We start from the raw sequence: 24,406 nt of genomic DNA, 5'->3' as shown, positions 1-24,406 counted from the left end.
GATTTTAGACTTTGAACAGGCCCGAAACGAGGGCCGCGATTTCGTCAGCGTCGTGCGTGACGGTCGGGGCAGCGTCCTGCATGCCCCCCTTTGCATCGGCCAGAAGCGCGCGGCGTTCTGAGCGAGGCATTCCGGTTTTTGCGAGGCGCGCATCAATGCGGCGGGTTGCATTCACGCCCTTGGCGGCCTCTGCCTTGGTTTTGTCTTCAGAAACAGCGTCCGCAGGAAGGAACCCAGTGGCAAGACCGGCCTCTACTGCCTGCTCGCCGTTGAACCATGTCTCGTTGTCCATCCATTCTGCGGCTCTGGGCTTTTCGACCCCAGCACGGTCGGCATAGAGGGTCGCCATTGCGTCATCGAACGGCTCCATGGTCTCTGCAGCGTCCTTGAGGTCGTGGCGATTGCCCATCGCTACCACCCAGGCGTTGTGGACCATAAGGAACCCTGCCTTGCCGATCTCGATTTCATCCCCGGCCATGGCGATGACCGACGCGGCCGATGCGGCCAAGCCAAGAATGCGCACTGTGACCTTGTGAGGGTGCGCACGGAGGGCGTTGTAAATCGCCACCCCTTCGAAGAAATCGCCGCCAGGGCTATTCACTTCGACAATCACGTCTTGTGAACCGATGGCGCGCAAGGCAGCCGCAATTCGCTTCGACGTGACGCCTCCGCCTGTCCAGAAATCCTCCCCGATCACGTCAAGGATGGTGATGGTGTTATCTGCCGCTGCCTTGGGAGCAAGCCCCGCGTTCCAGCGTTCCAGCGCGTCTGCATCAGGTTCGAAAGCACAGACGCTGGGAAGCCGCCCGGCTTGGATCTCAGGGAGTTTTCTAAGGCTCATTGCTTGCCCCTTTCTGTGCGCCCATAGACATGGGCAGATCATCACGTTGCGGAAGGTCCATCCACTCTCGCGGCTCATCGGGATGCAACCATGGTTGATGCCCGCCAGCTCCCAAGCCTTTAGCGAAGAATTCAGCTTGGTCCTTCATCGACCCGCGAAGCAGACCGCCAGCGTTGAATTTCGCCTCGTATCGATCGGCCTCGTCCTCTGTCAAAAGATCGCGCTCAATCGCCTGCTGCCACGCCTCGAACCACGGGTTCAGCGAATACCGAACGAAGAATTGTCCCAGAACGTCGATGCCTGACCCCCAAGAGGTTTCGTCCATCATCAGGAGGGGGCGCGGGACACCGAACACCCGCGCGATTTCCTCGATTTGGTGCTGGCGTTGCTCCAAGCCCTGGGCATCCTTGCCAGGCGCCTGAAACGGCGTCATGTCCATGCCCTCTTCGAGAATTTTCCACTTGTGCGCGTTGTCTGCGCCCTCTGCTTCCTGCATGCTTGCCTTTAGGCGCTCGAACACCTCGGGCGAAAGCGTAGATTTGTGCTTCAAGACGCCGCCAACGATCATGCCTTTGCTGAACATCCGTGCGGCGGCTCGTTCCGCCGATAGCGCCAACCCAATCGCCTCTGCCGCCTGATTGACCAGCGAAAGCCCGGTGATCCCATCCTCCGAAAGACCGTATCGAAGGTGCAAAATCTCATCCTGCGAATATGTAACCTTGCCGCCGTCCTTCCTGGTGACGGTATAGGTCAGAGACCAGTCGGCGTTTTGCTCTGGCTCGCAATTTGCGAGCGGGACAAGCTGGATGATCCGCTGGCCGCTGCGGACCTTGAGTGCGAACGCGTCACCCTTCGTCAGCGCGCGCTGCTGCATCACAGAGCGGAACTCAAAGGCCGTTTGCCACGCATTCGGCTTGCGGTGCAGAAGCCGGTGGACAGGGTGGTCCGCTATTCCCTTGGTTGCCTTGTCCTTGAGGTGCAAGGGCAGCATTCCGATGGAGAACGACAGCAGAGACACCGACCTCAGAACGGCAGTATTCTTGAGCGCCGTCTTGGGCGAAACCGACATTCCAGACGCCGTGGCAGCCGCAGTCCCTCCTCGAATAAACTCGTAAAAGGCAGGGTCGTTCAAACCAGAGAACGACATGCTGTCGCCAGCCATGGCATGCGCCGATCTCGCCGCATGCTGCTCTTCGCCGCGAGGGCGGAAAAAGTCGAAAATGCCCATGTGCGCCTCAGAAGCTCAGTATTCCTCGCGCCTCATAGACGCTGGTTGTGTCTTTCATCGCCGCGGTGGCGGATCCCACGGCCATCGCCAGGGTGACAACCCCGTCGATCCGGCCCCGCGACCGCGATTTGTCAAACATACGGTTGCCGAAACCATCCTCCCGGATGATGGCGTTTCGCGCGCAGATGCTGGTGAGCTTGTTGCGTTCAATTTTGACCGTGCCTTTCAGCATGTGATCCTCAAGCTGTGTGATCGAGGTCGGCATACAGAGGAATTTTCCGTCGAAGCTGACGTTCGTGCCTTGCTTGTGCCTGACGATCTTCAGGCCGGTGCCCGCTTTGTCGTCGCCTTCTTCGATCCAATACGCGAAACCCGCCTTGTCGAATTCCTCGCAGAGCTTTTCCATATGTGCGCTGTCGATTGCCATCTGCACCACATTATGGCGGCCACAGAATTCAATGATCTTGGCCGCGATGAAGCTGTAATCAATCACGCGTCCTGGCGTGATTTCGATCAGGTTCGCTTCTTCCAGTTCACGGTAAGGAATTGCATCAGCAGTCGAACGCTCTTCGACCTCAAATTCACGCGTCCAATACCAGTTCTTGACCTCGATCTTTTCCCCCTCCCACGCGGCTGTTAGCGCGGTCAGGTCGTTTTTCTCTGACAGATCAAGCGCCAGATGCGCTTTGCGACCTCGCATGGCCTTCTCATCAACAGCGCCTTGGACTTCCTTCCATGCCTGCTCGGACGTCCAAAATCCTGCCGAACCAACGGGGATCCCGAAATAGAGGCGTTTGGTCGTGAGTTGCGTGCTGATCTGCTGCTTGGCTGTAACGACCAGCTTGCGCACATTGTCGATGGGGTATGTCAGGCCCAGAGCTGGCAGCGCCTTAATCCAGCAGCTTTCGTCGTTCAAAGGGTTATCGCCTTCGTCAACTCTGGCGATATATGCGAAGACACTGTCATCTGTGAAATCGCCGGTCACAACCTTTTGGCAAAACTCGCTGTAGTCTGTACCGACCTGCTGATCTGCACTTGGAGTATTGGTGCCAAGCATCAAGATGCTGTCGCCGTGCTTCTTCGTAACGGCCGCCCGCCACATCTCGATGGCCTTATTGGACTTCATCTCATGGATTTCGTCACCAGCCACAAGAATGGGCTTTGGTCCCGAAATCGCGTCACCGCTTGCGATTGGCTGCATCGAAGAACTGGAACCAGGGTGCTCAACCTTGTAAGCGAGATCACCCGTGCCGCGGATCACGAACTCATCGTCTTCAAGCGTTTCACCTTCACCGTCTGGCATCGGCGCGCGCAGCATTGCAACTGCATCCCGAAACATCACCCGTGCAGTGTCCTTGGTCTCTCCGATGCAGTATACTTCGGCCCGTTTCCTCCCGTAGAAACCACAAAGATAGATGCCGATAGCTGCCATCAGGGGCGATTTCGCTTGCCCTTTTCCAGTCTCAAGCCAGACGAAGCGGAACCGAATGTAGCCATTTTGATCCCGCCAGCCGAAGACCGATCCGACCACGAAAGCGTGCCAGGGCAGAAGGTGGAACGGCTCTCCCTCTTTTGCTCCTTCGGTGATCGTCAAAAAGGCCGGAAACCAATCCAGCGCGTCCTCCGCCTCCTTCAGATTCCAGACAAGACCTCTGGCATGGCGGGTTTCCATGTCCTTCAGGTGTCGTTCACATTGAGCGCGGACGAATTTGCCAGCTACAATCTCACCGGAAACAACACCCCTTGCATATTCAGTGGTGCGATCAATGACTGGCTTCACGATTCTTTTTCCACCGCTCTGATGCGGTCATCTTCTCCGGCTTTTTGGGGCTTTCCGACTTGGCGCTGACACTTTCAGGTGTAAGCGCGAGAGACTTCTCAAGCTTTGCAATCTGGTCAGCCATGTTTTTGACTTGGGACCATAGCATATTGGCAAATTGGCCACCGTTTTCGGCCTTCTTCACCGGCCCTTCTGCCAAGGCTAGTGGCTGATAGTGCAAATATTCGACGGTAACCCTGACCAAACGATCAGTCGTCCGTGATCGGACCCTGTTCCAAAGGCCGCGACCGTCAAGGTCAGCCTTGTATTCCTCCCAAAGCACCTTTGCTTGCGCTGCCATTGCGGCCCCCTCGTCGTGACCGGCAAAGATATCGTCGTATCGGGGGCGCTGAATTGCTGCCATTGGGACACCCCCCTTTTTTCACAGCAGATATTGCGCACGCAGGAGGGGCGATAGGTTTCCAGTATGGAGGCCTGAACTTTTGACCTCCCCCCCCGCCCTCAGAACGGCGCGGAGCGGCCAGAAAAAGCCCGCCAAAGGGGCGAAGCGCCTTGCTCGCTCACCACTCCCGCCCAACGCGATCCTTAGCCTGAGCGATCAACTCAGCGTCCCCTTCGTGGGCAGCTTCGATAGATGCGCAGTGGGTGAAGTGACAACCGGAACAGACCAGCGTGAGGTTCGTCAGTTCGAAAGCCAAATCTGGGCGCAGGCGCCACGGGCGGAGGTGATCCACTACAGCGGCGCGCTTGCCTGTCTTGCCCCGAAGGCTTGCGGGTATCGGCTGGCTGCACATCCGGCACCTTCCACCTTGCTGTGCATAGAGCGTGGCTGCGAAGCGGTCACGGGCGGCGCTACCCTTGCGGCCCGCAAATGGGTGTTGGGTCACTGGGTCTGCTGCGGCGCCGGGAAGGCGACGCGCACAGTGCCCTGCTTGATCTCGCGCTTCACGTCCTCGCCTTCAATCATCAATGCGCCCCGCTCGTCCCGAACTGCGCAGATGATAAAGCCCAGATCGTCATCAGCCTCGAAGACGTCAGACTGCAACACACCATCCAGATAAATTTCGACATTGCGACCGATGCAGGTTGAGGGAGTGTAGCGCGGCATCACGGCCTCCGTCTGTTGTGGTGATTGCCACGGAAGGCAGGAATTGCACCTGCGCACTCCAGCGCTGACTAGACACTGGGATTGCACCTCAAACCCGGCAGTCTACCGGTGGGCGCTATATCGACGGCACAAGCCGCCCGCTCTACTGCTGAGCTACATCCGTGATATTGCCGAGCATCCCGCTCGATAGATTAGGCTGGCCGCGCCTGGTGGATCAGGTCGGGCATTGGCGAGACAGCGCCGACCTCCACCCAATCAAGCCCGGCGAAGTCCGACACGGTCGGCGCGGGCGCTATCGAAATACAAACATTCGATAGCGCCGATGCGCGTGAAACTGTAGGCAACGGAAGCAACGAAACCAAAGCAGTGGCGGCCGTTGTCTTCAGAAAACCACGCCTGTTCATAAGCTACCCCTACGGAATGACAGCCTTATGCAACTGATGTACCGCCGCCACTTCCCTGAAACATCCCCGCCAATGCAGCAGCACCGCGAGGGCCACCGGTTTCCCGTCTCGCGGTACGCTCGCCTCTAACGCTCAACGACGCTCGGAGGGTCACCAGCATGTGTCTGGATGTGGCGGTGATACCATATCCTGTGCGCCTACACAATACGGCGGACCAATCCAGATCGATCCTCACCACGAACCACGCCAGTCGCGGTCACCAGCTCGAACCAAACTCGGCCAGCCTCGACAGCAACCACATCAACCAAGAAGCCAGACAATGGACCGCCTGAGATGCATCCCTTCTCTCCAGGCACAGGCATCACAGCTGCCAGTCTTGCCGCTCGTTGGCGCTCTGCCTCAGTGGGCAAACCCATCACGCTCATGACCTGATCCTGTGACAAACGGACTGGCCTGCCGTACTGAGAGAAAACTCCGATGATTATCCGGCGGCGGCGCATAACATCCCAGTTGGGCTCATAGCTGAATTTCACATAGATGATGCCAGGGAGTATCGGTGCTGTGCGAACATGCTTCTTCCCAGCGATGTGCCGCACCCTCTCTTCGGTTGGATACTGAACCTCGCACCCTGCATTCTCAAGCTTGCGTGCGGTTTCCGCTTCCTTCTGTGGGGGCGTGATCAGCGCGTGCCATACTGGCGCGCAGGGATTCTCCACGATCCCGCGCGATGATCTGAACGGCCAAGGGTCGCCGATATTCCACTCATTGTGCATCGTGACTACCCTCCAAGACTGCCTTCGCCAGCTTCCGCATTCGTGTATCATCAAGCGGCGTGGCGGATTCTATGTCAGAGAAGGGGTTCAAGATCCCGTGCGACTGCGAGGCCTTCAGCCCAAGTGTCGACATAACAACCGGGTCTGATCCACCATCCACATGCAGGAAGTGCGCAGTGACGGAGTGCTGCTGACCCCGGCGTCTGACGCGGCCGGTGAACTGGGTGTGGACCTGTGGTGACCAATCAAGCTCGCCGTATACGACATGACGACAGCGATGCTGCAAGCCATCCAGACCGGCGCCTGAACGCAGTGACATGATCATTAACGGGCTTTGACCCTTAAGGAAGGCCTCTTTCGCGCTGCGTTTCTGTGGCTGGCTCTCTGAGCCTGTGAACATGACCGGGTTCAGATCTCTTAAGGTGTCCAGCCAAATGTCATAAACGCCACGATGCCAGCCAGCCAATAAAACCGGCTCACCTGCCTCTACCAGCGTCCGCACATATGCGGCCACAGCCCTTGCCTTTGCGATGCCGGTCTCCTGGCGCAGCATGACGTCCAACTCGCGTGCCGCCTGCCCCCGCTCATGGAACGACCCGGACAGGATCCGCTGGGCAAGGCGCTGCTGCAATTCCCGATTTGTGTCTGCGTCACCCTCATTCCAGCCAACTTGCGTTATCACCTTGGACAATGGCGGCAAGGTGCGGGACACCTCGGGATCGTCATTGGTCCGACGCAGAGCGATACCCTCATCAACGAGGAAGGCACCCAATGCGGCGGGGTCTTTCACAACCCAATGGGCCCCGTGTGAGGTGCACCAGTTGATCACGAACTCATGCCAACTGCCCAATGCTCCGGGGGCGATAAACTCGACCACGTTCCAGATCTCTGACCCATAGTTGTAGATCGGCGTTGCGGTCAGGCCGATCCGATACGATGCGGCGTCGCAGAAAGCCTGAGCGGCAAGCCCCTTCGCCGTGCCTGACCCGTGCTGCTTGCCCGTACCATGGCGCAACTCTTGGATCTCATCGAAACAAACGGTCTTAATGCCCAGCGTTGCGGCGTAGTCTGCCCATGCTGCGATGTTGGAATAGCGGAATAGGTAGATATCGGCAGGCGGCAGGTCTCGCACCTTGCGATCCTTCACCTCGAACGCTGTCAGATGGGTGAAGCGCTCAATGTATTCCGTGACCCACTGCGATGAGAGGTGCGGCTGCACCACAACGGCGGCAGGCAGCCCCCAGCCATCAGCGACAGAGGCGAGGAAAGAAACCGTCTTGCCGAGACCTACATCATCCATCAGCAATAGGCTGCCAGTACTGCGCAGCATCTCCGCCGCCCTGATCTGATACTCCTCAGCCTGCTCTGGGACCTTAAACCCGGGCTTGATGCTGGGCCGGTAGTCCGGGCGCTTCAACTCAGCAATACGAACTTGCAGATCTGCATAGGTTTTCAGCTGATCTGACAGCCGTGCTTGCGCATCCTCTGTGAGGCTGAGCGGATAGCGCTGCATAAACCAGTCGAGATCCGCGGCGAAGCTCGGGCGATCACGCAGGTCAAACGGGGGCGTGGCACCGAACTGTATCCCCTTGAATACGTCCTTGAAACGGAGTGAGACGTGGGGTTTTAGATCAGAGACGCGCCATTTGCCCTCTTGGAAATCGACAACGCCGTTCATCACAACCACCCCTTAGTGAGAGAGGCAACCAAGAGGGGCTTGCCGTTGAGGTCAGAGATTGTGCCGGGCCATGCGTCGGCGGTCGCCAAGATGACCGCCTTGACCTCGTCGTGTTCGGCGTAGCGTTCCAGCTGCTTCAGGATCTGGGCGCGGCTCTGGCGCTTCTTGACCTTCACCTCTATGGCCACCGGGCCAGCCATAAGGTCGACGCGGTCACGGTCGCTCAGCCGCACCTCCCTTTGCACGCCCGGAACAGCATCACGCAGCGCCACATGAATGCTGTCCTGTGCAACCTCCTCACATGTGACGCTGATCCGGGTGCTTTCAATAATCCGGACAATCTTGGACCCCAGGTCGATTGGCTTTGATTTTCTGCTCACTATCGGTTCCCCCGATGTTGTTTTCCGGTCTGCGCGCTATTGATTGGCGCAAAGCAAGATTTCATCCATCACCCCTTCGCGCGGGTGATCAGCAGCTCGATGCCCTGAGCCGCGAGAACTGCTTTCACCAGTTTGAATTTGTCGGTCTCATGCCCCTTGCGATCCTCAACGACGGTGACGCCCAGCGCGTTGTCGACGTAGACGAAGTCCGCCTTGTAAACCCGCTGCCGGTTGCCGCTGTCCGTCATGATCGGGCCATCCCGGCCGATCAGCGGGATCGGGGCCTGCCGACGCAGGCCGCAGATTGCTCCGCTCGCCTGCAACAGCTTCAACTCTTCCCAGCGTTGGGCCTCCGTCTTGCTGTCGTGGGTGATGCCGTCAGCGGTCGTGGTGCGCTTGGTGCCGCGTACTCGGCGCCTGTCTTCCCCCTGCCCCTCTGCAGCGCGCTGGGCGGCCTTGTACTGCTCTGCGGTCATTCGCTCTGTCATTGTACTGCCTTTCGCTGCTGTGCCTCTGCCCGCATCGCGGCAGCAAGTTCCGCTTCAAAGAATTGGGTCAGGCTGATTGTCTGATGCCAGCCGCCAGAGTTGGTGCCGCCCTTCCCGCGTGTGCGCGCAGGCAGGCCAAGATTTCGGCGACGTGTGCCAATGGCTGATCGGTGTGTGTATCCGAAGTGCGCCGCCATATCCGTGGAGCAGACACCTGCGTTCCACATCCGGGTGAAGGTCTCATCGTCAACGTAGCAACGGCGCACCTTGGCGCGACTGGGGAGGCCGAGGCTCTTGGCTTTGTAGCTTACGGCTTGACGGGTGACGCCCAGCGCGGATGCGATCCGGTCAACGGGAATGTCATGACGCGCCCATAGCGGCGCCAGTGTCTCTTTGGTGATGTTGGCAAGCGGTCTCGACATGGGTGCGCTCACATGCCCAGCGCTTCTTTGTACATCTGGAGAACGGCGTCCTCTTCGGCGATATCGTCCTTGTCGCGCTTCCGCAGGGCGATCACCTTTCGGATGACCTTGGTGTCGTAGCCGCGGGCCTTGGCCTCTGCCATGACCTCTTTCTGTTGGTCAGCCAGATCTTTCTTCTCAGCGTCCAGGCGCTCGAACCGCTCAACGAACTGGCGCAGCTCGCCTGCTGTCACCCGGTAGGCGGTATCTGCAGCATTGTCGAAATCCGGATCCGCCTTCATGGGGGGCTTACCAGAGGCCTTGCGCTGCTCCGCGTGCTTTGCCTTAAGCTGCTGGCCACCTATATCGTCACAGGCCGCTGTCAGCATCTTCACAACGGTTTCGCGGTCTGCGTCATCGGGGATGGCCGATTGCAGGGACAGCGCGGTGCGGATCGTTTCAATCGTCGCCACCTCGCGCTTACCGACATGGTTGGGCGTAGAAACGATCCCAGCCTCTTCCATGCGCTCAATCAGACGCGCGGCCTTGTTGTAGCCGATTGCGAGCTTGCGCTGCACAAAGCTGGTGCTGGCTTTCCCCTCACCGACGACAACTGCCGCAGCGCGGAAATAGAGCGCATCGCCATCGGACTTTAGCAGGCCTTCGTTGGCAGATGTATCAACGCCCTGAAAGGTATTGGGCCCCACGCGCATTGACACCCCTTCCCCGCGCGACACATGCCCCGGATCAGCTTTCTGGATGGGCGTCACGATTTCCTTAATCAGGGCAGTTTGGTCATCCGCGCTGCGGATATCATCCCAGCGCTTGACCAGAGCTGCCCAGTAGGCGTTGACGTCGGTCATCATAGACAGTTGATCCCGCAAGCCAGGCACCGCATCCAGCAGACGCTCACAGCGCCCGAAATCGGCACTATCCAGCGGGTAGTCACCGCGCTGCTCGCGCTCACTCGTCACGCGCGCAGCGATGGCTTCTGATGACGCACCGGTCACGTTGTCCCAGATCTCAGTGGCGCGCTCTATCTGCGCGTTGGACGGTTCCTGTTGATCAAGCATTGCTCTGCCCTTTCGGTTGGTGTTTTGCACCCTGTGCGGCGCTCAGCGTCTTTCCTGCGAATTCCAGCGCTGACGCGATGTCTTTGGCGTGGGGGTGCTGATCCGGTACGCGCGCAGCGAGGCGGCTTTGGGTGCGGTAAGCCCCGCGGATCTCATCAAGGCTGTTCAGGCGCATGCGCTTGGGGCTGGTGCAGATCGGGCCGGGCTGCGGGGCAATGACGATGCAATCGCCCATGGCGGCGTCGACAGTCACCACCACCCGGCCAAACTGCACGCCGTGGGTTTCTGGATCCGAATGCGGCGACATCACAGCGACACCCCGACCTGTCGGCAATCCTGCTCGGTCACCAGTCCCGCGCTCAGGCATTCCCGGGCCATGGACGGCGACACACGACCGCGCATGTGGGGCTTGGCCTCAAGGATCTCTTTCGCCCAGTAGGCCAGCACCTCGGATTGATTGGCCTGCGCCTTGGGGCTGGTGACATGCTGGCGCCAGCGTTTCTCAGCTATCCAGTTCTCGGAGAGCTTCACATACCGCGGGGCGTTGCCATCCTGCTCGACCGCATAGGCCCGGGCACCAGCCAAGATCTCTGCGGGATCCGCCCCCTCGCCCAGCGCCGTGCGCAGTGCGTCCTCGGTCGCCTCTGGCAAGCCCATCCGGGGATAGGCTACTGAGAACTCGGCAACGAAATCATCAAAATCAAATTCGGATTTGTGCGGGGCGTCAGCCGCGCAAGGTTCCCTTACGGGTTTATTTACTAAGGTTTGTGTCTCAATTTGAGACTCGGGAAACGCGATTTTTGAGACTCGGGAATCCGCGTTTTTGAGACTCGGGACCGTGTCGCAATTTGAGACACGGGATGCGCCTTTGTTCTCCTTTTGCCCCTTCTGTTTCCGTGTCTCATTCTGAGACACAGCAAATTCGACCTCTGGTGGATTGTCGAAATTCAGGCCCAATATGTAGAATGTCGAAAGCGCCTTGTTCGTGCGAGGATTTACCCGCGGGATACGGCGGATCAACCCTGTGTGTTCAAGGTCCTCAAGGTGCCGGTTGACCGTGGCGCGAGACATATTGCAGTCAGCCGCGATCAGCTTCTGATCCGGGTCACACTGCAGGGTGTCTTTGTTGTGCCGGTCAGCCAGTTGGATCAATACGATCCATGGCCCTGGCTTTAGGTGGCGTTGCTCAAGCGCCCAGCTGACTGCCTTGTGGCTCATGCTCTCAACTCCCCACGGCGGCCCCGATCTGGCCAATAGCTGCCAGAAATGTCTTCCCCGCTCTTGGCGGCCTCAGCCTCGTCGGCGCGACGAACAGCAAGCGTTGCGTTTTTCACTGAGCTCAGCGACACGCCCAGCGCGTCCGCGATTCTCTGAGGGGCAATGCCCTCGCACCGCATTGCCACCATTTCGAGATACCGCTCATCAGCGGCCCGGCCTCTCTGGCCCCCGCCTTGTGTCATTGCTGCCTCCAGTCGAAATCAGCGTGAATTGTCATTGAAACGCCGCAGCTGATCCCGCAGCGAATAGGCTGGTGGCGGCTGGTCATCGTCCCACCTTTGGCAACTTTGCCTCTAGGTCGTCAAAGTGGTGCGCCAGCCGCCGCAGCTCTGTCCCCATACCCTTCTCAATGTGGCCGGTGAACAATGGTTTTGCCTCTCCCCCTTCGACATCAGGGAAAAGGCTGAATGTCTGTCCGTTCTCTCTGTGAACGGTCGTCCTGACCACCACGTGGCCGATACGGAAATAGCTCTGATCCAGGATCCGCTTGCGCTCAGCCATCGCTGTGACCTCCGGAATTGGCAGCTGCTGCCACGTCTTCATCGGGATCAGGGCCGCTGCGCATAAGGGCCTCTGCCTCCTCACGGATCTTTCGGTGCGCGGCCTCGGCTTCCCCGGCTTCGCGCGCGATCTCAGCGAGATCGCCTTCCTCGATCGCTGCGGAAACAGACTCGCCTGACTCTTTAGCAGCGCGCGCGGCCAAGACGGGCATTGGTATGCTGGGAGGTAGGTTTCCCTCCTGAACCTCATTAAAGGCCAACAGAGGCCGCTTATCGCCCGTGATCTGAACGAGGGCGAAGAGGTCATAGACATCGAAGGCGCGGCTTCCGTTCATCTTGCGTGAGAAACCACCAAAATCGACATCGCTGTCTTCCAGCCCGCGACCGGCCCAGAACTCTGCGATTTCGCGAGCCGCGCAGTTCTGTTTGCCGGGGAAGTATCGGACCACCAAGCCGCGGATAAGTGTGTGAAGATAGTTTCGCTGGTTCGCCATGCTGGGCAACCTCATTGCTTTGGCATTTGAGCTGACTGCGCCCACACTTGATGCATGGAATCAGTCAATTTCAGATCGGTCGGACTAGGCGAGAGAGCTGTGAGCGCGCGCCAAATCCTCAAAGCGCAACTTGAGGCCGCGCCGCTTCGCACAGTTGACGATCTTGAAATGGTACTTTGCGGGGATGCTGTTGCGGGACACCCAGCGGGCGACAACGACAGGGTCAACCCCCAAATCCTCCGCCAGACATGACCGAGACGGCCAGCGGTCCACAATCTTAGGAACAGAGGTGATTTCGTTTGTCATGATATACCATTCGCCACATTGCATGTACCAAAGGCATAGTAATGACCATTTTGGTCATTCGTCAACCAACCTTTTTGGTGATTGATAATGAACACAATGGTCATGATAACTGGGGGCATGACAAGCAATTCCCCAGAGCAGCAGAAAACATCAGCATTTGCTGGCGAGATGCGCCCCGAGCGCATCGGCTATCGTCTTAGCCTTCTGCGTCGTGCGCTCGGGTTGCAACCATCTGAGATCGCAGACCTACTCGGGATTGAGAGGACTTACTGGTCCAGAACTGAAGGCGGGAAGCGCGCCGCATCAAAAGAACTCGCCGCGCTTCTCGTTGATCGATTCGGGGTGACCATGGATTTTGTCATCCTTGGTCAGTGGGGCGGCCTGCCACTTGAGCTCGCAACCAAGATGCGTGCAATTGAAAGCCAGGAAGAGCCGAAATAGACTTCATCCAGCGACTTACCGGACCGCAAGGCAGCCCTTGCAGCGAAGTATAGTTTCAAGTTTGTAGTCCAATATCTCACTTAAATTCCCTTTGAAGGCATTCAACCTATGAATGATTTGTCGGGCAAATGGCGCAAACCTGTCAAAATTAATATGCCTGCGTCGAAAATTTTCGATGAAACGCGCTCAGATCCAAAGCGAATTGCCATCTGGCTTGAGCAAAGGGTCTTAGAATACTGCGCACGCACGGGTAAAAGCTTAAATGAAGCCTCCGAAGAATCAGGAAACAGCAGGAGCTTCCTATCCGGCCTGTTCAAGAAAGGTGGGGATGTGGGCGTCTGCCGTTTTTTGAGGATTTGCCACAGCTTGCAAATTGAGATCGATGAACAGGCGCTGGGAATTGCACTCGGTCGCAGGCCAACGATTGACGAAGTGACGGACATCGTCGCTGATGGCGCCACGACAGAAACCATCGCACCGATCCTTGATTACCTGGTTATCTACGCTGAGCCTCCACATGGCGCAGAAACCCTAAAACTACTTCACATTGGCCCACAGAGCCTTGCGGCTCGTGTAATTGAATCCTCTTCCCTAGCCAGTCTTCAAAAGGCCGTAGACAGCTTCCCCTACCAAGAGAGGCAGAAGCTAATCATGTCCTATCAGCTCGCAGCAAAGGGAACGTGCCTGATATCCATGGAAAAGCTGAGCAGCCACATCCATGGACAACCTGGCGCCGAGACCATCAGATACAAGCGCCTACTGTTCCCCATCCAGAGCTTCAATGGCGTTTGCGCTGTTGGGGTTCATGCGTCGGCCACATCCAGGGCCGCCAAGCCCAGAACATCATTGGCTGTCGAATAGCAGCACGCCTCATGATTGCCACGTGTGGCGGGCGCCGGGTCGGCCCAGATTTGAGCGCGTGGGACACACCTCATTAGCCCCAACTGATACCCAAAGCCCCGCCTCAGATCCCGATCCTTCAAAAACGCATAGAATACACTCGCCCTAAAGCTGATCGCGGCATGGTAGAGCGCCACATGCCCGAAGTCTTCGATCACCTGCAGTTTTCGCAGCTTCGGATTGAGGAATAGATCTCCGAAATAGGCGATATCCCCCTGAAAGCTGTCACCGATGAGCGACGAGACCTCCTCAATCACTTCACCCCCATCAGGGCGAGGATAGTGGCGCCGATGGATGCGCCTCCAGTACTCCCCAACAGGTTCGACGCCAATTGATTCACGCTTCACCCCAGCGGCTCCAAGCAACTCTCCGCCCATAGAAATGTGGATCCAGAAACAATTCTCCCTCGTGAAATCGTTCCATCCGGGCGAGAGAGTTGGCGTCAAATAGGGCTTCCCGGCCTCCCTCAAAGCCGCGCCAACCTCTGAAAATTCATGGGTCACTCCGATGCGACACCCCTTTGCCGTGATCCGGGAAATCCGAACACTCATCGCACTGGTCAGCTGAAATACTGTTTCGGTCATAATTGGCAATCCAATCTCAAATAACGCGGGCAGTGTATTGCCGCTTTCCGACTGTGAACAGATCGGACTCCACAATGTGACCATTTTGGTCATTTATTTTATTGACGATGACCATTTTGGTCACTACCTTAATCTCAACCAAGGGAGAATCGCAATGAAGAACGCACCCTCAGAAAGTTTGATTTCAGACGGCCAGCTGCGCGCCATGGCGGGCAATGATCCTGTGACATCTTTGGCCACCTGCACTGACGAAGAGTTGGCGGCCATGGCCCGGCATATGCTTCCAGAAATGGCAGGTGAACTGCTCGCCTATCGACTGGCAGAGCAACTGGACACGGTGGCGCGCCCTCGTAAGGCACCAACCCTTTTGGCGGGCTGGCTCATCAATAAGCTGCCCGCCCATGTTGTGCGGCAGTAGCGCCATGGCATCGCCCGTGACCCACCAAGAAATCCACGCCGCCGCCCTAGATCTGGAGCACCGCTCCTGCTTTGGCCGTCGGACTCTGATCCGGACTAACGGAGGCAAGGTCTCCCCGGCGGTCTGCGAGGGCGGCAGTGGCTGGCAGATCGAGATGCTTGGCATCGAGGGCACCGGCCCTGATGTGAATGCCGCGATCTCCAGCTGGATCCGGGCTGCTCGCGTCCGCTGCAACCTTGACCCGTCACGGCGCGCGACGGACTGGCGCCACGACTGCCCCTACAACGGCCAAGCGCCGCTTCCTGAACAACTCCCCCCTTGCCGAAGCCTGAAACCTGCCGACGCAAGAACTGGTCGGGGCTACGGCCCCGGCCCCTTTTGAACAACGCGGGCAGTCCCGCTCCGCCGGGCGCGGCAACACCCACTCACGGCAACCGGCCGCGCCCATGTGCAGATAGATCAAAGGAACATCGCAATGCCGCATCCCATCGACATCCACGTTGGAAAACAGATCCGCCAAGCTCGCCTTCTGGCAGGGATTTCGCAGCAAGAGCTCGCAGACGCAGTGGGTATCAAGTTTCAGCAAATCCAGAAGTATGAAACTGGCGCAAACCGGGTCAGCGCGTCCCGCCTCTGGATGATTGCCAATCACCTTGAAGCAAAAACGTCAGACTTCTTCCCCACAGAAGACGCCAAACCTAACGCCGACCGCGAATTGAACTCCGACGAGATCAAGATCGTACGGGCGCACCGGGCGGCAAGCCCAATGGGAAAAGCAGCTCTCAATGTCGTCGCTGCAGGGCTGGTTGGCCTCAACGGCGATATGCCAGGCAACGCCGCAGCCATCGCCGCTGAATAATCCCAACTCTCACCATGCTGGCATCGCGCCCAGCGCGTCTACACAAGGCCCCGAAACTCAGGAGCTCGCTCGCCAATGAGAAAGCTGGAAATAAACCTGCACGATTCACACATCGGAATTTGGCAGGATGACCCCAACGAACCGTCCTTCAAGGAGGAGGTTTACGGCGGCCTTATCCGACTGCTGCGCGATCGAGGCTGGACCACCCATAAAGACCCGGAGGCCAAACGGAACTGGGCGTCTTTAAGCCCAAACACCCGTCAAGCAGCGAAAGGCAATCTTCGCGCGCATATTCAGACTGCGGGGAGATGCGTGGAGCTTCTGGGCATCAGCGTGGACGGCATCGACCTACCCAGCGCGCTGTCTGCGTGGATCCGCGCGGCCCGCATGTCCTGCCGATTGACCAGGGCCCGCCGCGCCACCGACTGGCGGCCTGACTGCCCCTACAACGGACAGGCGCCGCTGCCACCCTCACTCCCTGTTGCCGAGGCCTGAAACCTGCTGAGGCACAAACTGGCCGGGGCCACGGTCCCGGCCCTTTTCCAACACATGCGGGGTGGCGCCCGCTCCACCCGGGCGCGGCAACCCCACTCACGGAAACCGGCCGCGCCCAGCGCTGACATCGTAACTCACAGGTGCCATCATGAAAGACAAAGTCGACACCCCGACAACCGACATTGCACAGCTGGCCGCACAAGCTCTGGCCAACGCCACAGCGCCGGAGCGCGTGAAAGAGATCGTGGATAAGCAGATCGCGAAGACGGTCGAAAATGCCATTGAACAGGCAACGCGAAGCTTTTCACCCTTTGGCCAGGATCTGGAGCGCAAGATTTCTGAGGCCCTCAAGATCAATGATCTGAACCTGCCCAGCTATAATGCGCTGATCAGCGGCATGGTTCTGAAACAGGTGGAGACCATCGCGTCCGACCTGATCGAAGGACGCCTGAAAGACGATATCGCTCAGATGCTCAAGATCGCGCCGAAATCGGTAAAGCTCTCTGAGATCGTGGAAGAGATGCGGGCGCGGCATGAGAGCGATGGCGGATATGGTGAGGTGGTGACCTGCATCGTTGAGCGAGAGGATCCGCGGGACAGCACGTGCTTTGGCCCTGAGTGGACGATCTACCTTGATGACAGCGCGTACTATGAGCACCGGGAAAAGACTTCCTGCGACATCACTCTGCGCATCCGCCATGGCTTGAAACCCGACCTCAACCAAGACAGCGATGAGCTGCACACTGGCACCATCAGTAGTATCCGCGATTACACCGGCGTCATTGCCAGCAAGGGCGGTCGGGAGGGCTTCACCACCAATAGGCCCTACGGCCTCGCCCAGCGCCTCTTGGCTATGTACGCCGCGGAGACCGTGATCGAGGTCGATGAGGACGAGGTCTGCACCTCTGTCGGTGACTACTGATCCCACCAGCCCCACAACCGCACCCCTTTGATGGAGATCCTTATGAGCGAAGAAATCAAACTGCCCATCAAGTCAGCCCGTGACATCGCCGAAACCCATGGCTGGGATCAGGTGATCGTAGTGGCGCGAAAAGTTGGCGATGACGGTTTTGAGCATGTCGTCACCTATGGTAAAGACGCTGCCCATTGCGAGGCCGCAGCGCGTGCCGGAAATGCTATCAAGCACCACCTGATGAAGTGGCCGTGCTCCCTCTTCGACAGCGCCCTGCGGATCTTGGGCGTTGGGCGTGATGGCGAGAACCCAAGGGCGCTATCCGTGACCCTGAATACCGAAGCCTCTGACCTCGACATTCGCATGGTTCACGACCTCCTGACACCGCCAACCTATTCACCAGCCGCCGTAGAGCGCGGCGCTTAATACGCACCCCTTTGATGGAGCCGCCATGCTGTTCTCCAAAGACGACCTGCCCCGCACGGCACCCATCAAGCGGATGCGCGTTGCCGATGCTGGCCACCTTCCCGGCGGCAGTCCTGGCATTCGCTTCGAGTGCCCCCATTGCGACCATGACACCGGCTGGATTCCTGACGAATGGACCCTCTCCGAGAACAAGCGCGGGCTGCCCTGCCCTCACTGCAATCCACAAAGACCAGAGGACATTGCTTGATGAACGCCCTATTCCAGCTTGACCAACCAACGGCGTCACCGATCGATGCCCGCCCCATGATCATTGACAGCTTTGCAGGGGGCGGCGGTGCCAGCACCGGGATCGAGATGGCCCTAGGGCGCAGCCCTGACGTCGCGATCAACCACGATGCAGCTGCGCTGGCGATGCACCAGGCCAACCATCCCGAAACACTGCACCTGAATACCAACGTCTGGCAGGTGGATCCTGCCGAGGTCTGCAAGGGCCGTCGCGTGGGGCTGGCATGGTTCAGCCCAGACTGCAAGCACCACAGCAAGGCAAAGGGCGGCAAGCCGGTCAAAAAGAACATCCGGGATCTGGCATGGGTCGTGGTCCTATGGGCAAAGCGCGCCCGCCCGGATGTGATCATGCTGGAGAACGTCGAAGAATTCCGTGACTGGGGGCCGCTGACAGCCGAAAACCGCCCTTGCCCGGATCGCAAGGGGCAGACCTTCAAGCATTGGGTCAAAGAACTGAAACGCCTTGGATACAAGGTTGAATGGCAAGAGCTGCGCGCCTGCGATTATGGCGCCCCTACCATCCGCAAGCGCTTGTTCCTGATCGCGCGCTGTGACGGCCGGCCAATTGTCTGGCCCACCCCGACGCATGGTGCACCCAATAGCGCAGAGGTCATCGACGGACAGCGCAAGCCATGGCGCACTGCTGCCGAGATCATTGATTGGTCACTGCCCTGCCCCAGCATTTTTGACAGCAGCGATGAGATCAAGGAAAAGCACGGGTTGCGCGCCATTCGCCCCCTCGCAGATGCCACACTCCGCCGGGTCGCGCGCGGCGTCATGCGCTATGTGATCGACGCGAAAGAACCGTTCCTGGTCACCTATGCCCAGCAAGGGGGATCTGTGCGCAGCGGCTTCGATCCGATGCACACGATCACGGCCAGCCCGAAAGATCAAAACGCGCTTATCGTGCCGACCCTTGTGCAAACCGGATATGGTGAGCGGCCCGGTCAGGCCCCGCGCGTGCCAGGGCTGCATAAGCCCCTTGGCACAGCTGTAGCGGGCGGCGGCAAACATGCTCTTGTTGCCGCCTTCCTTGCGCAACACAACGCCGGTGAGAGAATGAAGAACAACGCAGGGCGACCGGCCTCTGCACCGCTCAGCACCCTGACAACGCGCGGCACGCAGCAACAGATCGTCGCGGCGCATCTGATGAACATGCACGGCAGCAGCAGAAGTGCGCGCGATATCCGAGATCCCCACCCGTCGATCTGCGCGGGCGGTCGTCACGGCGCGATCATCGGGGCCTTCCTGCAAAAATACTACGGCCAAGGCGTCGGGCAACGCTTGGGCGAACCGCTACACACCCTCGCAACACGCGACACGTTCGGCCTTGTGACCGTCGAGATCCATGGCGAGACCTACGCCGTCACCGATATCGGCATGCGCATGCTGACCCCACGCGAACAATTCCGTGCCCAGAGCTTCCCAGATCGCTACCAGATCGACCGGGCCGGAGAGCGGATCATGACCAAAACCGAACAAACCCGCATGTGCGGCAACAGCGTGCCACCAGTGATGGCCGAGGTGCTTGCCAGCGCCAACGTCGCGCACTTAGCCGTTCCCGTTGCCGCCTAAATTCCACCTGACCCCACTAGGAGAACACCATGGCTGATCATCCCGAAGGACCGGAGTCCGAAGCCATAGAGGCGCTGCGCCTCAAACTGCTCCCCCTGTTGACAGAAGCCATGCACAACGGGATGCCACCTAGTGATGCAGCAAGCGCTGCAGTGGCCGCAGGGGCGACGGTTTACGCCGTCATGACAGGCGGCATTAAGCCGGGCATGGAAGCCGATGCAGTCCAGGTGTTCGGCACTTGGGTTGTCGACAACATCAGCGCCGCAAACCAAGAAGGCTGGCCCGCTGGGATTGATCAGCCGTGTGCCCAGTAAACCCCAACCCCGAAACGCATCGGAGGGAAAAATGACCAACCGCCTGAAGCTCGGCACGTTTGAGATCCCCAAGATGAGCGCACTGCACGCAGCCTTTGGTGCGGAAATCGACGCCTACCCGCCCTATGAGCAGATCCCCGAGGAATACCGCCGGGGCCGGGGCGAAGGATGCAAAATCGCCATGAAGCTGTTCTTTGAAGGCGGCAAGCTTTCAGATCACGGGCGCGCAATCAAAGCGGGTGTCGATGAAGGTGTCTTCTATACCACCCTCAGAGCCTACCTGTGCTCCTGGGCCCCGAAGCATGAGCATAAAGAGGCGGCCTCTGGCTGGCTGATCGACGCTCATACTGACGCCGTCTAGAGCCGCCCACACAACTTTCATTTTACCCCAACCCCGAAACGCACCGGAGGCCGATATGGCAGACAAACCGATCTTATTCAGCGGAGATATGGTCCGCGCCCTGTTGGATGGAAGAAAGACCCAAACGAGACGGGTGATCACGAAGGCGGCCGCGCACGATGCGCTGGCCACTTTTTGCGCCGACTTCCTGACCTTGCCGGGAAATCGGGATTTGCTACCGGTCAATGCGGTGCCGGGAGATCGCCTATGGGTGCGGGAGCGGTTTGCCGTGAGCGGCATAGGGTGGGGCAAGAAGCCGAGCGAAGCCATCGGCGGCCGCGTTCATTTCCACGCAGATAGCGATCATGGATGGCAATCGTATTGGGGGAATTGGCGCCCTTCAATCCATATGCCCCGCTGGGCTTCCCGCCTGACGCTTACAGTCACACAGGTGCGGGTGGAGCGCCTACAGGATATTCGCCGGGAGGACGCAATTGCCGAGGGCTGTCCAGGATACGTCTCTCGCGATGGTGAAGATGGCTTGTCGCCGGAGGAAGAGTTTCACGGCCTCTGGGAGAGCCTGAACGCAGAGCGCGCGCCATGGTCAAAAAACCCTTGGGTGGCTGCATACACCTTCACTGTTGAACGCCAGAACATAGACACAGCGCCTGTCGCTGCCTAATCCACCTAACCCCAACCGCCCGGAGGCCTCATGAAAGATCCAAATCCGATCAACCTGACCACAACCGCCGAGATCCGCGCGCAGGGGTGGGTTGCCGAAGCCCGTGATGCGGACGGCCACTTGGTATCCACGCAAGCATGGCTGGAGGTTTGCAGCACGAATGAGAACCTGAAGATGCTGGGCGAGTTCATTGCGGAATACGAGACAGACCGGACGGTTTCCGTATTCCCCGACGTGATTGCCGCCAAGCTCGCCGCTTAATCCAGAAATCCCCAACCTTAAAACCCACCCTTTTGATGGAGCCGACAATGACCGTCCAAACTCAGCATGAATTCGAGGCCAAGGCCAAGGAGCTGCAAGCAGCTATCAACTCCGTAAACTTGGTTATTCACTCGCTTCAACTTATGGGCGCGAAAGTGGAAATTGATTGGTGCCATCCCAGACTAGACACCCGCCCAAAACTGATGGCAGCCGTCTATCGACGGATCTCGCCCTCTGACTGGAGGATGGACGACAAGGGGCAAAGAGGCACCTAACTCCAATCATCTTCCCGAAACGCACCCCTTTGATGGAGAACGATATGGCCAAAAATCTGCTCCCAATAGCCGAAAGCTATCTGTCCGAAACACACATCATCAAGCCCGGTGATCGCCTTCACCGATTGGTCAGCCGACTATTCGACACCCACTACGATGATCTCGGGGACGACCGCATCGAGGACATTGAGCGCCACGCTGACACTTTCCGGTGGATGCACGCTGACGCCACCCCCTTCTAATCCAACAAACGCCGGAGGAACCCATGAAGATCAACGCGGATACGGCAGAGGGCGGCGGACGCGTCGAAGTTGAAGCCACAGAGGATGGCTACGTCCTCCTCTCATGGCTCGCTGCGGACGGCGAAACGTTCCGCTGGTGGAAGCTAGGCGCAGAGCAAGCCGACCACCTCGGCGACATCATTAAGAACCACGCACGGAAGGCGGCGGAAGCCGCGTCCACCTAACCCCCGGAGGAACCATGACACCCGACATTTGTATCTATCACGCCAACTGCGACGATGGCTTTGCAGCCGCCTACGCGGTTTGGAAACGTTTCGGCAACGAAGTGAAATTTGTCGCCTGCAACTATGGTAACGACGCTCCAGACGTTACAGGAAAGGACGTTCTGATTGTCGATTTCTCGTTCAAGAAGGACGTGATGCAGGCCTTGGCTGACAAGGCGCGGCGCATCATTGTGCTGGATCACCACAAGACCGCAGAGGCCGAACTTGCCGACTTTCTGAAATTGGAATGCGTCGGCGGCCCATTTGAAAAGCGCTACGCAGACCGCATTATTGAAGGTGTCGGCGTGTGCTTCAATATGGAAAAGTCAGGGTGTCGCCTCGCATGGGAGTACTGCTTTGGAGCAACGCCCATGCCGGAATGGATGGAGCATGTCGAAGATCGCGACCTTTGGCGCTTCAATCTTCGCGCCACGAAGGAAGTTTGCATCGCGATCCGCTCGCTACCCCGCGAATTTGATCTTTGGGATATGTTCACGACCGAGCGGCTGGCCAATGATGGCGTTGCGATCCGGCGATATGTAGACATGATTGTTGGCAACATATGCGACACTGCCTTCGAGGAAGAAATCGCAGGCCACAAGGTGCCGGTCGCAGCATGCTCTTATGACTTCGTGTCAGAGACGGCCCACGAACTTTTGAAGCGCAATCCTGCCGCGCCATTCGCGGCCTGTGTCGTTCGATCTTATGACGGCGTGACATATTCCCTGCGGTCGATGGATGACCGAATGGACGTGTCGGAGATCGCGAAGGCGAACGGCGGCGGTGGGCATCGCAATGCCGCCGGTTTCCGTGTCGCTGCCTGAATCCAACAATCCCCGGAGGAACACATGAAGGAAGTCACCGCATACAAGGCCCTTGGCGGCAGCCTGCATTCCGACAAGAAAGGATAGCTGATGGGCAAGCATGAACCAGTCACCAAGCCGCTTTGGCGCCCGGCGGATCTACGCAAGGCGGTCACAGAATGGGCCGCACAAGGGTTTTCCGTGATCATCGAGCCGGATGGAAAGGTGCACGTTAAACCGGCAACACCCGGCGGCGATCTGGATGACTTCGATCAGGTGGACTTCAAACGATGAAGCGAGAACTACCAGCGCACGTCTACAACAAGAAAGGCGTGCTGTACTTTCAGCGCCGCGGCTACCAGACCACACGCATTGAGAGCCGCCCTGGGACCAAGGAATTCGCTCTGGAGTATGCCGCCCTTCTGAATGGCGCGCAGGCGGCCCCAACCACCGGCAAGACATTCTCTGTACTTGTCACCAACTACGAGCGCAGCCAGCGCTACAAGCGCCTGGCGCCTCGCACAGCGCGTGACTACGACAAAGTGCTCTCATGGGTGCGGGAGAAGATCGGCAGCAAGGCCGTTGCTGGCATCAAACGCAAGGACGTGATCAGAGCGCGGGATGCCAACGCCGAGACCGTGCGTTTTGCCAATTACATCGTGCAGGTGGTGCGGATCCTGATGGAGCACGCGATAGACCTGGGCTGGCGCGACGATAACCCGGCCAAGGGCGTTTCCCTTCTGAAAGCTGATACCAAGCCGCGCGAGCCATGGCCGCCGGAGATGATCGAGAAATTCCGCGCCGCCGCTGACGGCCGGGCGCTGCTAGTATTTGAACTGTGCCTTGGGACCGGCCAGCGGATCGGTGATGTTCTGAAAATGCGCTGGAGCGATATAGAGGGCGACGGAATCAACGTGGCGCAGGGAAAGACCGGGGCCAAGCTGTGGGTGCCGTTCACCTCGCACCTGCGCGCCATCCTGGCGGATACGCAGAAAATTGGCCCGACGATCTGCGCATGGGGCCGCGGAAAGCCGACCAGCTACCGCAGTGCTCATGAGGCGGTGATGAACGTGCGCAAGGTGATTGGCGCCGAGGACTATGACCTGCACGGGCTGCGCTATGCAGCGGCGGCAGAGCTGGCCGCGCTGGGTTGCGACGATGATTTGATAGCGGCAGTCACCGGCCACACCACGAAGGCGATGATTGCAAAATACGCAGGCTCGACGCGGCAGAAAGTGCGGGCTTTGGAAGCGCAGCGGAGGCGCAAATAGCCTTCGCAACTTTCACGGTTCGTTTCCGTTTTATTCCGCCTTTTTCTCAACACTCAATCTAGTTATTTCAATGACTTGGGTTCGGATTGCAAATCCGTGTACACCGGTTCGATTCCGGTACTCGCCTCCAATAAAATCAATGACTTGCGTCATCCCACCTCTCCTTCACTGCCATTTTTGAAACAACCGTTGAAACTTTCACGTTTCGCTCTTGCTTCGTTCCATTTGATTTCTTGCCTCTTGAGCGCGCTTCGCGAGCTCTCTTTGCCGGATCGGCCCACCGTACTTTTTGAGCATTTCAACGCCTGAATGGCCGGTGACGGCTTT

The 24,406-nt window shown here is 58.6% G+C and carries 39 protein-coding genes, 1 tRNA gene and 1 pseudogene; 20 read left to right on the top strand and 21 right to left on the bottom strand.

Features of this window, described 5'->3' with window-relative positions; genetic code table 11:
• Positions 1-4 precede the first annotated feature (4 nt).
• From VWZ85_RS01850 to VWZ85_RS01755, 20 genes and pseudogenes are all read right to left on the bottom strand, one after another.
• Positions 5-841 (bottom strand): head maturation protease, ClpP-related, encoded by an 837-nt coding sequence (locus tag VWZ85_RS01850; protein ID WP_416586843.1) that lies wholly within the window; start codon positions 839-841, stop codon positions 5-7.
• Positions 831-2,069: a phage portal protein gene (locus tag VWZ85_RS01845; protein ID WP_260081048.1), complete on the bottom strand. Its 1,239-nt coding sequence runs from the start codon at positions 2,067-2,069 to the stop codon at positions 831-833. The genes VWZ85_RS01850 and VWZ85_RS01845 overlap by 11 nt, the downstream gene beginning before the upstream one ends.
• Before the next feature lie 7 nt (positions 2,070-2,076).
• Positions 2,077-3,849 (bottom strand): terminase large subunit, encoded by a 1,773-nt coding sequence (locus tag VWZ85_RS01840; RefSeq protein ID WP_416586841.1) that lies wholly within the window; start codon positions 3,847-3,849, stop codon positions 2,077-2,079.
• On the bottom strand, positions 3,833-4,252 hold the full coding sequence (locus VWZ85_RS01835; RefSeq protein ID WP_416558573.1) for a P27 family phage terminase small subunit: 420 nt from the start codon (positions 4,250-4,252) through the stop codon (positions 3,833-3,835). Before VWZ85_RS01835 ends, VWZ85_RS01840 begins: the two co-directional genes overlap by 17 nt.
• A gap of 157 nt (positions 4,253-4,409) precedes the next feature.
• Complete coding sequence (locus VWZ85_RS01830; RefSeq protein ID WP_416587025.1) at positions 4,410-4,643, bottom strand: HNH endonuclease; 234 nt, start codon at positions 4,641-4,643, stop codon at positions 4,410-4,412.
• Positions 4,644-4,732: 89 nt separating this feature from the next.
• Positions 4,733-4,957, bottom strand: a complete 225-nt coding sequence (locus tag VWZ85_RS01825) for a hypothetical protein (protein ID WP_416586839.1) — start codon at positions 4,955-4,957, stop codon at positions 4,733-4,735.
• 28 nt (positions 4,958-4,985) lie between these two features.
• Positions 4,986-5,120 (bottom strand) — tRNA-OTHER (locus tag VWZ85_RS01820).
• Between the two features lie 28 nt (positions 5,121-5,148).
• On the bottom strand, positions 5,149-5,361 hold the full coding sequence (locus VWZ85_RS01815) for a twin-arginine translocation signal domain-containing protein (protein WP_416586836.1): 213 nt from the start codon (positions 5,359-5,361) through the stop codon (positions 5,149-5,151).
• A 197-nt stretch (positions 5,362-5,558) separates the two neighbouring features.
• On the bottom strand, positions 5,559-6,134 hold the full coding sequence (gene nusG, locus VWZ85_RS01810; protein ID WP_416586834.1) for a transcription termination/antitermination protein NusG: 576 nt from the start codon (positions 6,132-6,134) through the stop codon (positions 5,559-5,561).
• Positions 6,124-7,812 (bottom strand): SNF2-related protein, encoded by a 1,689-nt coding sequence (locus VWZ85_RS01805; RefSeq protein ID WP_416586832.1) that lies wholly within the window; start codon positions 7,810-7,812, stop codon positions 6,124-6,126. The genes nusG and VWZ85_RS01805 overlap by 11 nt, the downstream gene beginning before the upstream one ends.
• On the bottom strand, positions 7,812-8,192 hold the full coding sequence (locus VWZ85_RS01800; protein WP_024097197.1) for a hypothetical protein: 381 nt from the start codon (positions 8,190-8,192) through the stop codon (positions 7,812-7,814). The genes VWZ85_RS01805 and VWZ85_RS01800 overlap by 1 nt, the downstream gene beginning before the upstream one ends.
• 68 nt (positions 8,193-8,260) lie before the next feature.
• Positions 8,261-8,680 (bottom strand): DUF1064 domain-containing protein, encoded by a 420-nt coding sequence (locus VWZ85_RS01795; protein ID WP_416586829.1) that lies wholly within the window; start codon positions 8,678-8,680, stop codon positions 8,261-8,263.
• On the bottom strand, positions 8,677-9,102 hold the full coding sequence (locus tag VWZ85_RS01790; protein WP_260114600.1) for a hypothetical protein: 426 nt from the start codon (positions 9,100-9,102) through the stop codon (positions 8,677-8,679). The genes VWZ85_RS01795 and VWZ85_RS01790 overlap by 4 nt, the downstream gene beginning before the upstream one ends.
• A gap of 8 nt (positions 9,103-9,110) precedes the next feature.
• Positions 9,111-9,383, bottom strand: coding sequence for a DUF2312 domain-containing protein (locus VWZ85_RS01785; protein WP_416587023.1), 273 nt, complete (start codon positions 9,381-9,383; stop codon positions 9,111-9,113).
• 177 nt (positions 9,384-9,560) lie between these two features.
• Positions 9,561-9,794, bottom strand: a pseudogene (locus VWZ85_RS01780) (DNA translocase FtsK); the annotation flags it as partial.
• Between the two features lie 352 nt (positions 9,795-10,146).
• Entirely contained in the window at positions 10,147-10,461 is a 315-nt protein-coding gene (locus tag VWZ85_RS01775; protein ID WP_416586827.1) for a hypothetical protein, read from the bottom strand.
• Positions 10,461-11,372 (bottom strand): helix-turn-helix domain-containing protein, encoded by a 912-nt coding sequence (locus tag VWZ85_RS01770; RefSeq protein ID WP_416586824.1) that lies wholly within the window; start codon positions 11,370-11,372, stop codon positions 10,461-10,463. Before VWZ85_RS01770 ends, VWZ85_RS01775 begins: the two co-directional genes overlap by 1 nt.
• A 324-nt stretch (positions 11,373-11,696) precedes the next feature.
• Positions 11,697-11,933, bottom strand: a complete 237-nt coding sequence (locus VWZ85_RS01765) for a hypothetical protein (protein ID WP_416586821.1) — start codon at positions 11,931-11,933, stop codon at positions 11,697-11,699.
• Entirely contained in the window at positions 11,926-12,435 is a 510-nt protein-coding gene (locus VWZ85_RS01760; RefSeq protein ID WP_416595416.1) for a hypothetical protein, read from the bottom strand. The genes VWZ85_RS01765 and VWZ85_RS01760 overlap by 8 nt, the downstream gene beginning before the upstream one ends.
• A 75-nt stretch (positions 12,436-12,510) precedes the next feature.
• Entirely contained in the window at positions 12,511-12,732 is a 222-nt protein-coding gene (locus tag VWZ85_RS01755) for a helix-turn-helix domain-containing protein (protein ID WP_416586815.1), read from the bottom strand.
• Between the two features lie 87 nt (positions 12,733-12,819).
• Here VWZ85_RS01755 and VWZ85_RS01750 point away from each other — a divergent pair, with 87 nt between their 5' ends.
• Both VWZ85_RS01750 and VWZ85_RS01745 read left to right on the top strand, forming a co-directional pair.
• Positions 12,820-13,173: a helix-turn-helix domain-containing protein gene (locus VWZ85_RS01750; protein ID WP_416595414.1), complete on the top strand. Its 354-nt coding sequence runs from the start codon at positions 12,820-12,822 to the stop codon at positions 13,171-13,173.
• Between the two features lie 108 nt (positions 13,174-13,281).
• Positions 13,282-14,034: a hypothetical protein gene (locus tag VWZ85_RS01745; protein ID WP_416586810.1), complete on the top strand. Its 753-nt coding sequence runs from the start codon at positions 13,282-13,284 to the stop codon at positions 14,032-14,034.
• On the opposite strand, the gene VWZ85_RS01740 is transcribed toward VWZ85_RS01745, so the two are convergent.
• Entirely contained in the window at positions 13,977-14,657 is a 681-nt protein-coding gene (locus tag VWZ85_RS01740) for a hypothetical protein (protein ID WP_416586807.1), read from the bottom strand. The two genes, VWZ85_RS01745 and VWZ85_RS01740, sit on opposite strands and share 58 nt — an antisense overlap.
• Positions 14,658-14,733: 76 nt before the next feature.
• Here VWZ85_RS01740 and VWZ85_RS01735 point away from each other — a divergent pair, with 76 nt between their 5' ends.
• The 18 genes from VWZ85_RS01735 (at position 14,734) to VWZ85_RS01650 (ending at position 24,079) form a co-directional block, all read left to right on the top strand.
• The gene (locus tag VWZ85_RS01735) at positions 14,734-15,075 is read left to right on the top strand and encodes a hypothetical protein (protein WP_416595411.1); all 342 of its coding nucleotides are present in this window, start codon (positions 14,734-14,736) and stop codon (positions 15,073-15,075) included.
• Positions 15,076-15,091: 16 nt separating this feature from the next.
• On the top strand, positions 15,092-15,457 hold the full coding sequence (locus VWZ85_RS01730; RefSeq protein WP_416586803.1) for a hypothetical protein: 366 nt from the start codon (positions 15,092-15,094) through the stop codon (positions 15,455-15,457).
• A gap of 93 nt (positions 15,458-15,550) precedes the next feature.
• On the top strand, positions 15,551-15,934 hold the full coding sequence (locus VWZ85_RS01725) for a helix-turn-helix domain-containing protein (RefSeq protein ID WP_416542019.1): 384 nt from the start codon (positions 15,551-15,553) through the stop codon (positions 15,932-15,934).
• A gap of 75 nt (positions 15,935-16,009) precedes the next feature.
• Positions 16,010-16,429, top strand: coding sequence for a hypothetical protein (locus VWZ85_RS01720; RefSeq protein WP_416586801.1), 420 nt, complete (start codon positions 16,010-16,012; stop codon positions 16,427-16,429).
• A 148-nt stretch (positions 16,430-16,577) separates the two neighbouring features.
• Complete coding sequence (locus tag VWZ85_RS01715; protein WP_416586798.1) at positions 16,578-17,351, top strand: hypothetical protein; 774 nt, start codon at positions 16,578-16,580, stop codon at positions 17,349-17,351.
• A gap of 42 nt (positions 17,352-17,393) precedes the next feature.
• Positions 17,394-17,768 carry a hypothetical protein gene (locus tag VWZ85_RS01710; RefSeq protein WP_416586795.1) on the top strand — a complete coding sequence of 125 codons (375 nt, stop codon included), beginning with the start codon at positions 17,394-17,396 and terminating at the stop codon, positions 17,766-17,768.
• A 25-nt stretch (positions 17,769-17,793) separates the two neighbouring features.
• A complete protein-coding gene (locus tag VWZ85_RS01705; protein ID WP_416586794.1) occupies positions 17,794-18,015 on the top strand; it encodes a hypothetical protein in 222 nt (73 codons plus the stop codon).
• Complete coding sequence (locus VWZ85_RS01700) at positions 18,015-19,628, top strand: DNA cytosine methyltransferase (RefSeq protein WP_416586791.1); 1,614 nt, start codon at positions 18,015-18,017, stop codon at positions 19,626-19,628. Before VWZ85_RS01705 ends, VWZ85_RS01700 begins: the two co-directional genes overlap by 1 nt.
• A 29-nt stretch (positions 19,629-19,657) precedes the next feature.
• The gene (locus VWZ85_RS01695; protein ID WP_416586789.1) at positions 19,658-19,942 is read left to right on the top strand and encodes a hypothetical protein; all 285 of its coding nucleotides are present in this window, start codon (positions 19,658-19,660) and stop codon (positions 19,940-19,942) included.
• Between the two features lie 31 nt (positions 19,943-19,973).
• Complete coding sequence (locus VWZ85_RS01690) at positions 19,974-20,303, top strand: hypothetical protein (protein ID WP_416586786.1); 330 nt, start codon at positions 19,974-19,976, stop codon at positions 20,301-20,303.
• Positions 20,304-20,358: 55 nt separating this feature from the next.
• On the top strand, positions 20,359-20,964 hold the full coding sequence (locus tag VWZ85_RS01685; RefSeq protein WP_416586784.1) for a hypothetical protein: 606 nt from the start codon (positions 20,359-20,361) through the stop codon (positions 20,962-20,964).
• A 30-nt stretch (positions 20,965-20,994) separates the two neighbouring features.
• Positions 20,995-21,225 (top strand): hypothetical protein, encoded by a 231-nt coding sequence (locus tag VWZ85_RS01680; RefSeq protein ID WP_416586782.1) that lies wholly within the window; start codon positions 20,995-20,997, stop codon positions 21,223-21,225.
• A gap of 47 nt (positions 21,226-21,272) precedes the next feature.
• A complete protein-coding gene (locus VWZ85_RS01675) occupies positions 21,273-21,500 on the top strand; it encodes a hypothetical protein (RefSeq protein ID WP_416586780.1) in 228 nt (75 codons plus the stop codon).
• A 44-nt stretch (positions 21,501-21,544) separates the two neighbouring features.
• Positions 21,545-21,742 carry a hypothetical protein gene (locus tag VWZ85_RS01670; RefSeq protein ID WP_102858687.1) on the top strand — a complete coding sequence of 66 codons (198 nt, stop codon included), beginning with the start codon at positions 21,545-21,547 and terminating at the stop codon, positions 21,740-21,742.
• Positions 21,743-21,765: 23 nt separating this feature from the next.
• Positions 21,766-21,966: a hypothetical protein gene (locus tag VWZ85_RS01665; RefSeq protein WP_416586779.1), complete on the top strand. Its 201-nt coding sequence runs from the start codon at positions 21,766-21,768 to the stop codon at positions 21,964-21,966.
• Between the two features lie 14 nt (positions 21,967-21,980).
• Positions 21,981-22,829, top strand: a complete 849-nt coding sequence (locus VWZ85_RS01660; protein WP_416586777.1) for a phosphohydrolase — start codon at positions 21,981-21,983, stop codon at positions 22,827-22,829.
• 90 nt (positions 22,830-22,919) lie between these two features.
• Positions 22,920-23,102, top strand: coding sequence for a hypothetical protein (locus tag VWZ85_RS01655; RefSeq protein ID WP_222459520.1), 183 nt, complete (start codon positions 22,920-22,922; stop codon positions 23,100-23,102).
• The gene (locus tag VWZ85_RS01650; protein WP_416586774.1) at positions 23,099-24,079 is read left to right on the top strand and encodes a tyrosine-type recombinase/integrase; all 981 of its coding nucleotides are present in this window, start codon (positions 23,099-23,101) and stop codon (positions 24,077-24,079) included. Before VWZ85_RS01655 ends, VWZ85_RS01650 begins: the two co-directional genes overlap by 4 nt.
• The last annotated feature ends 327 nt before the right edge of the window (positions 24,080-24,406 follow it).

The organism is Phaeobacter sp. JH20_29, assembly GCF_048056175.1.
GTDB lineage: Bacteria > Pseudomonadota > Alphaproteobacteria > Rhodobacterales > Rhodobacteraceae > Phaeobacter > Phaeobacter bryozoorum.
The sequence above is the reverse complement of the archived record's forward strand: the minus strand, read 5'-3'. Positions and strand labels throughout refer to the sequence as shown.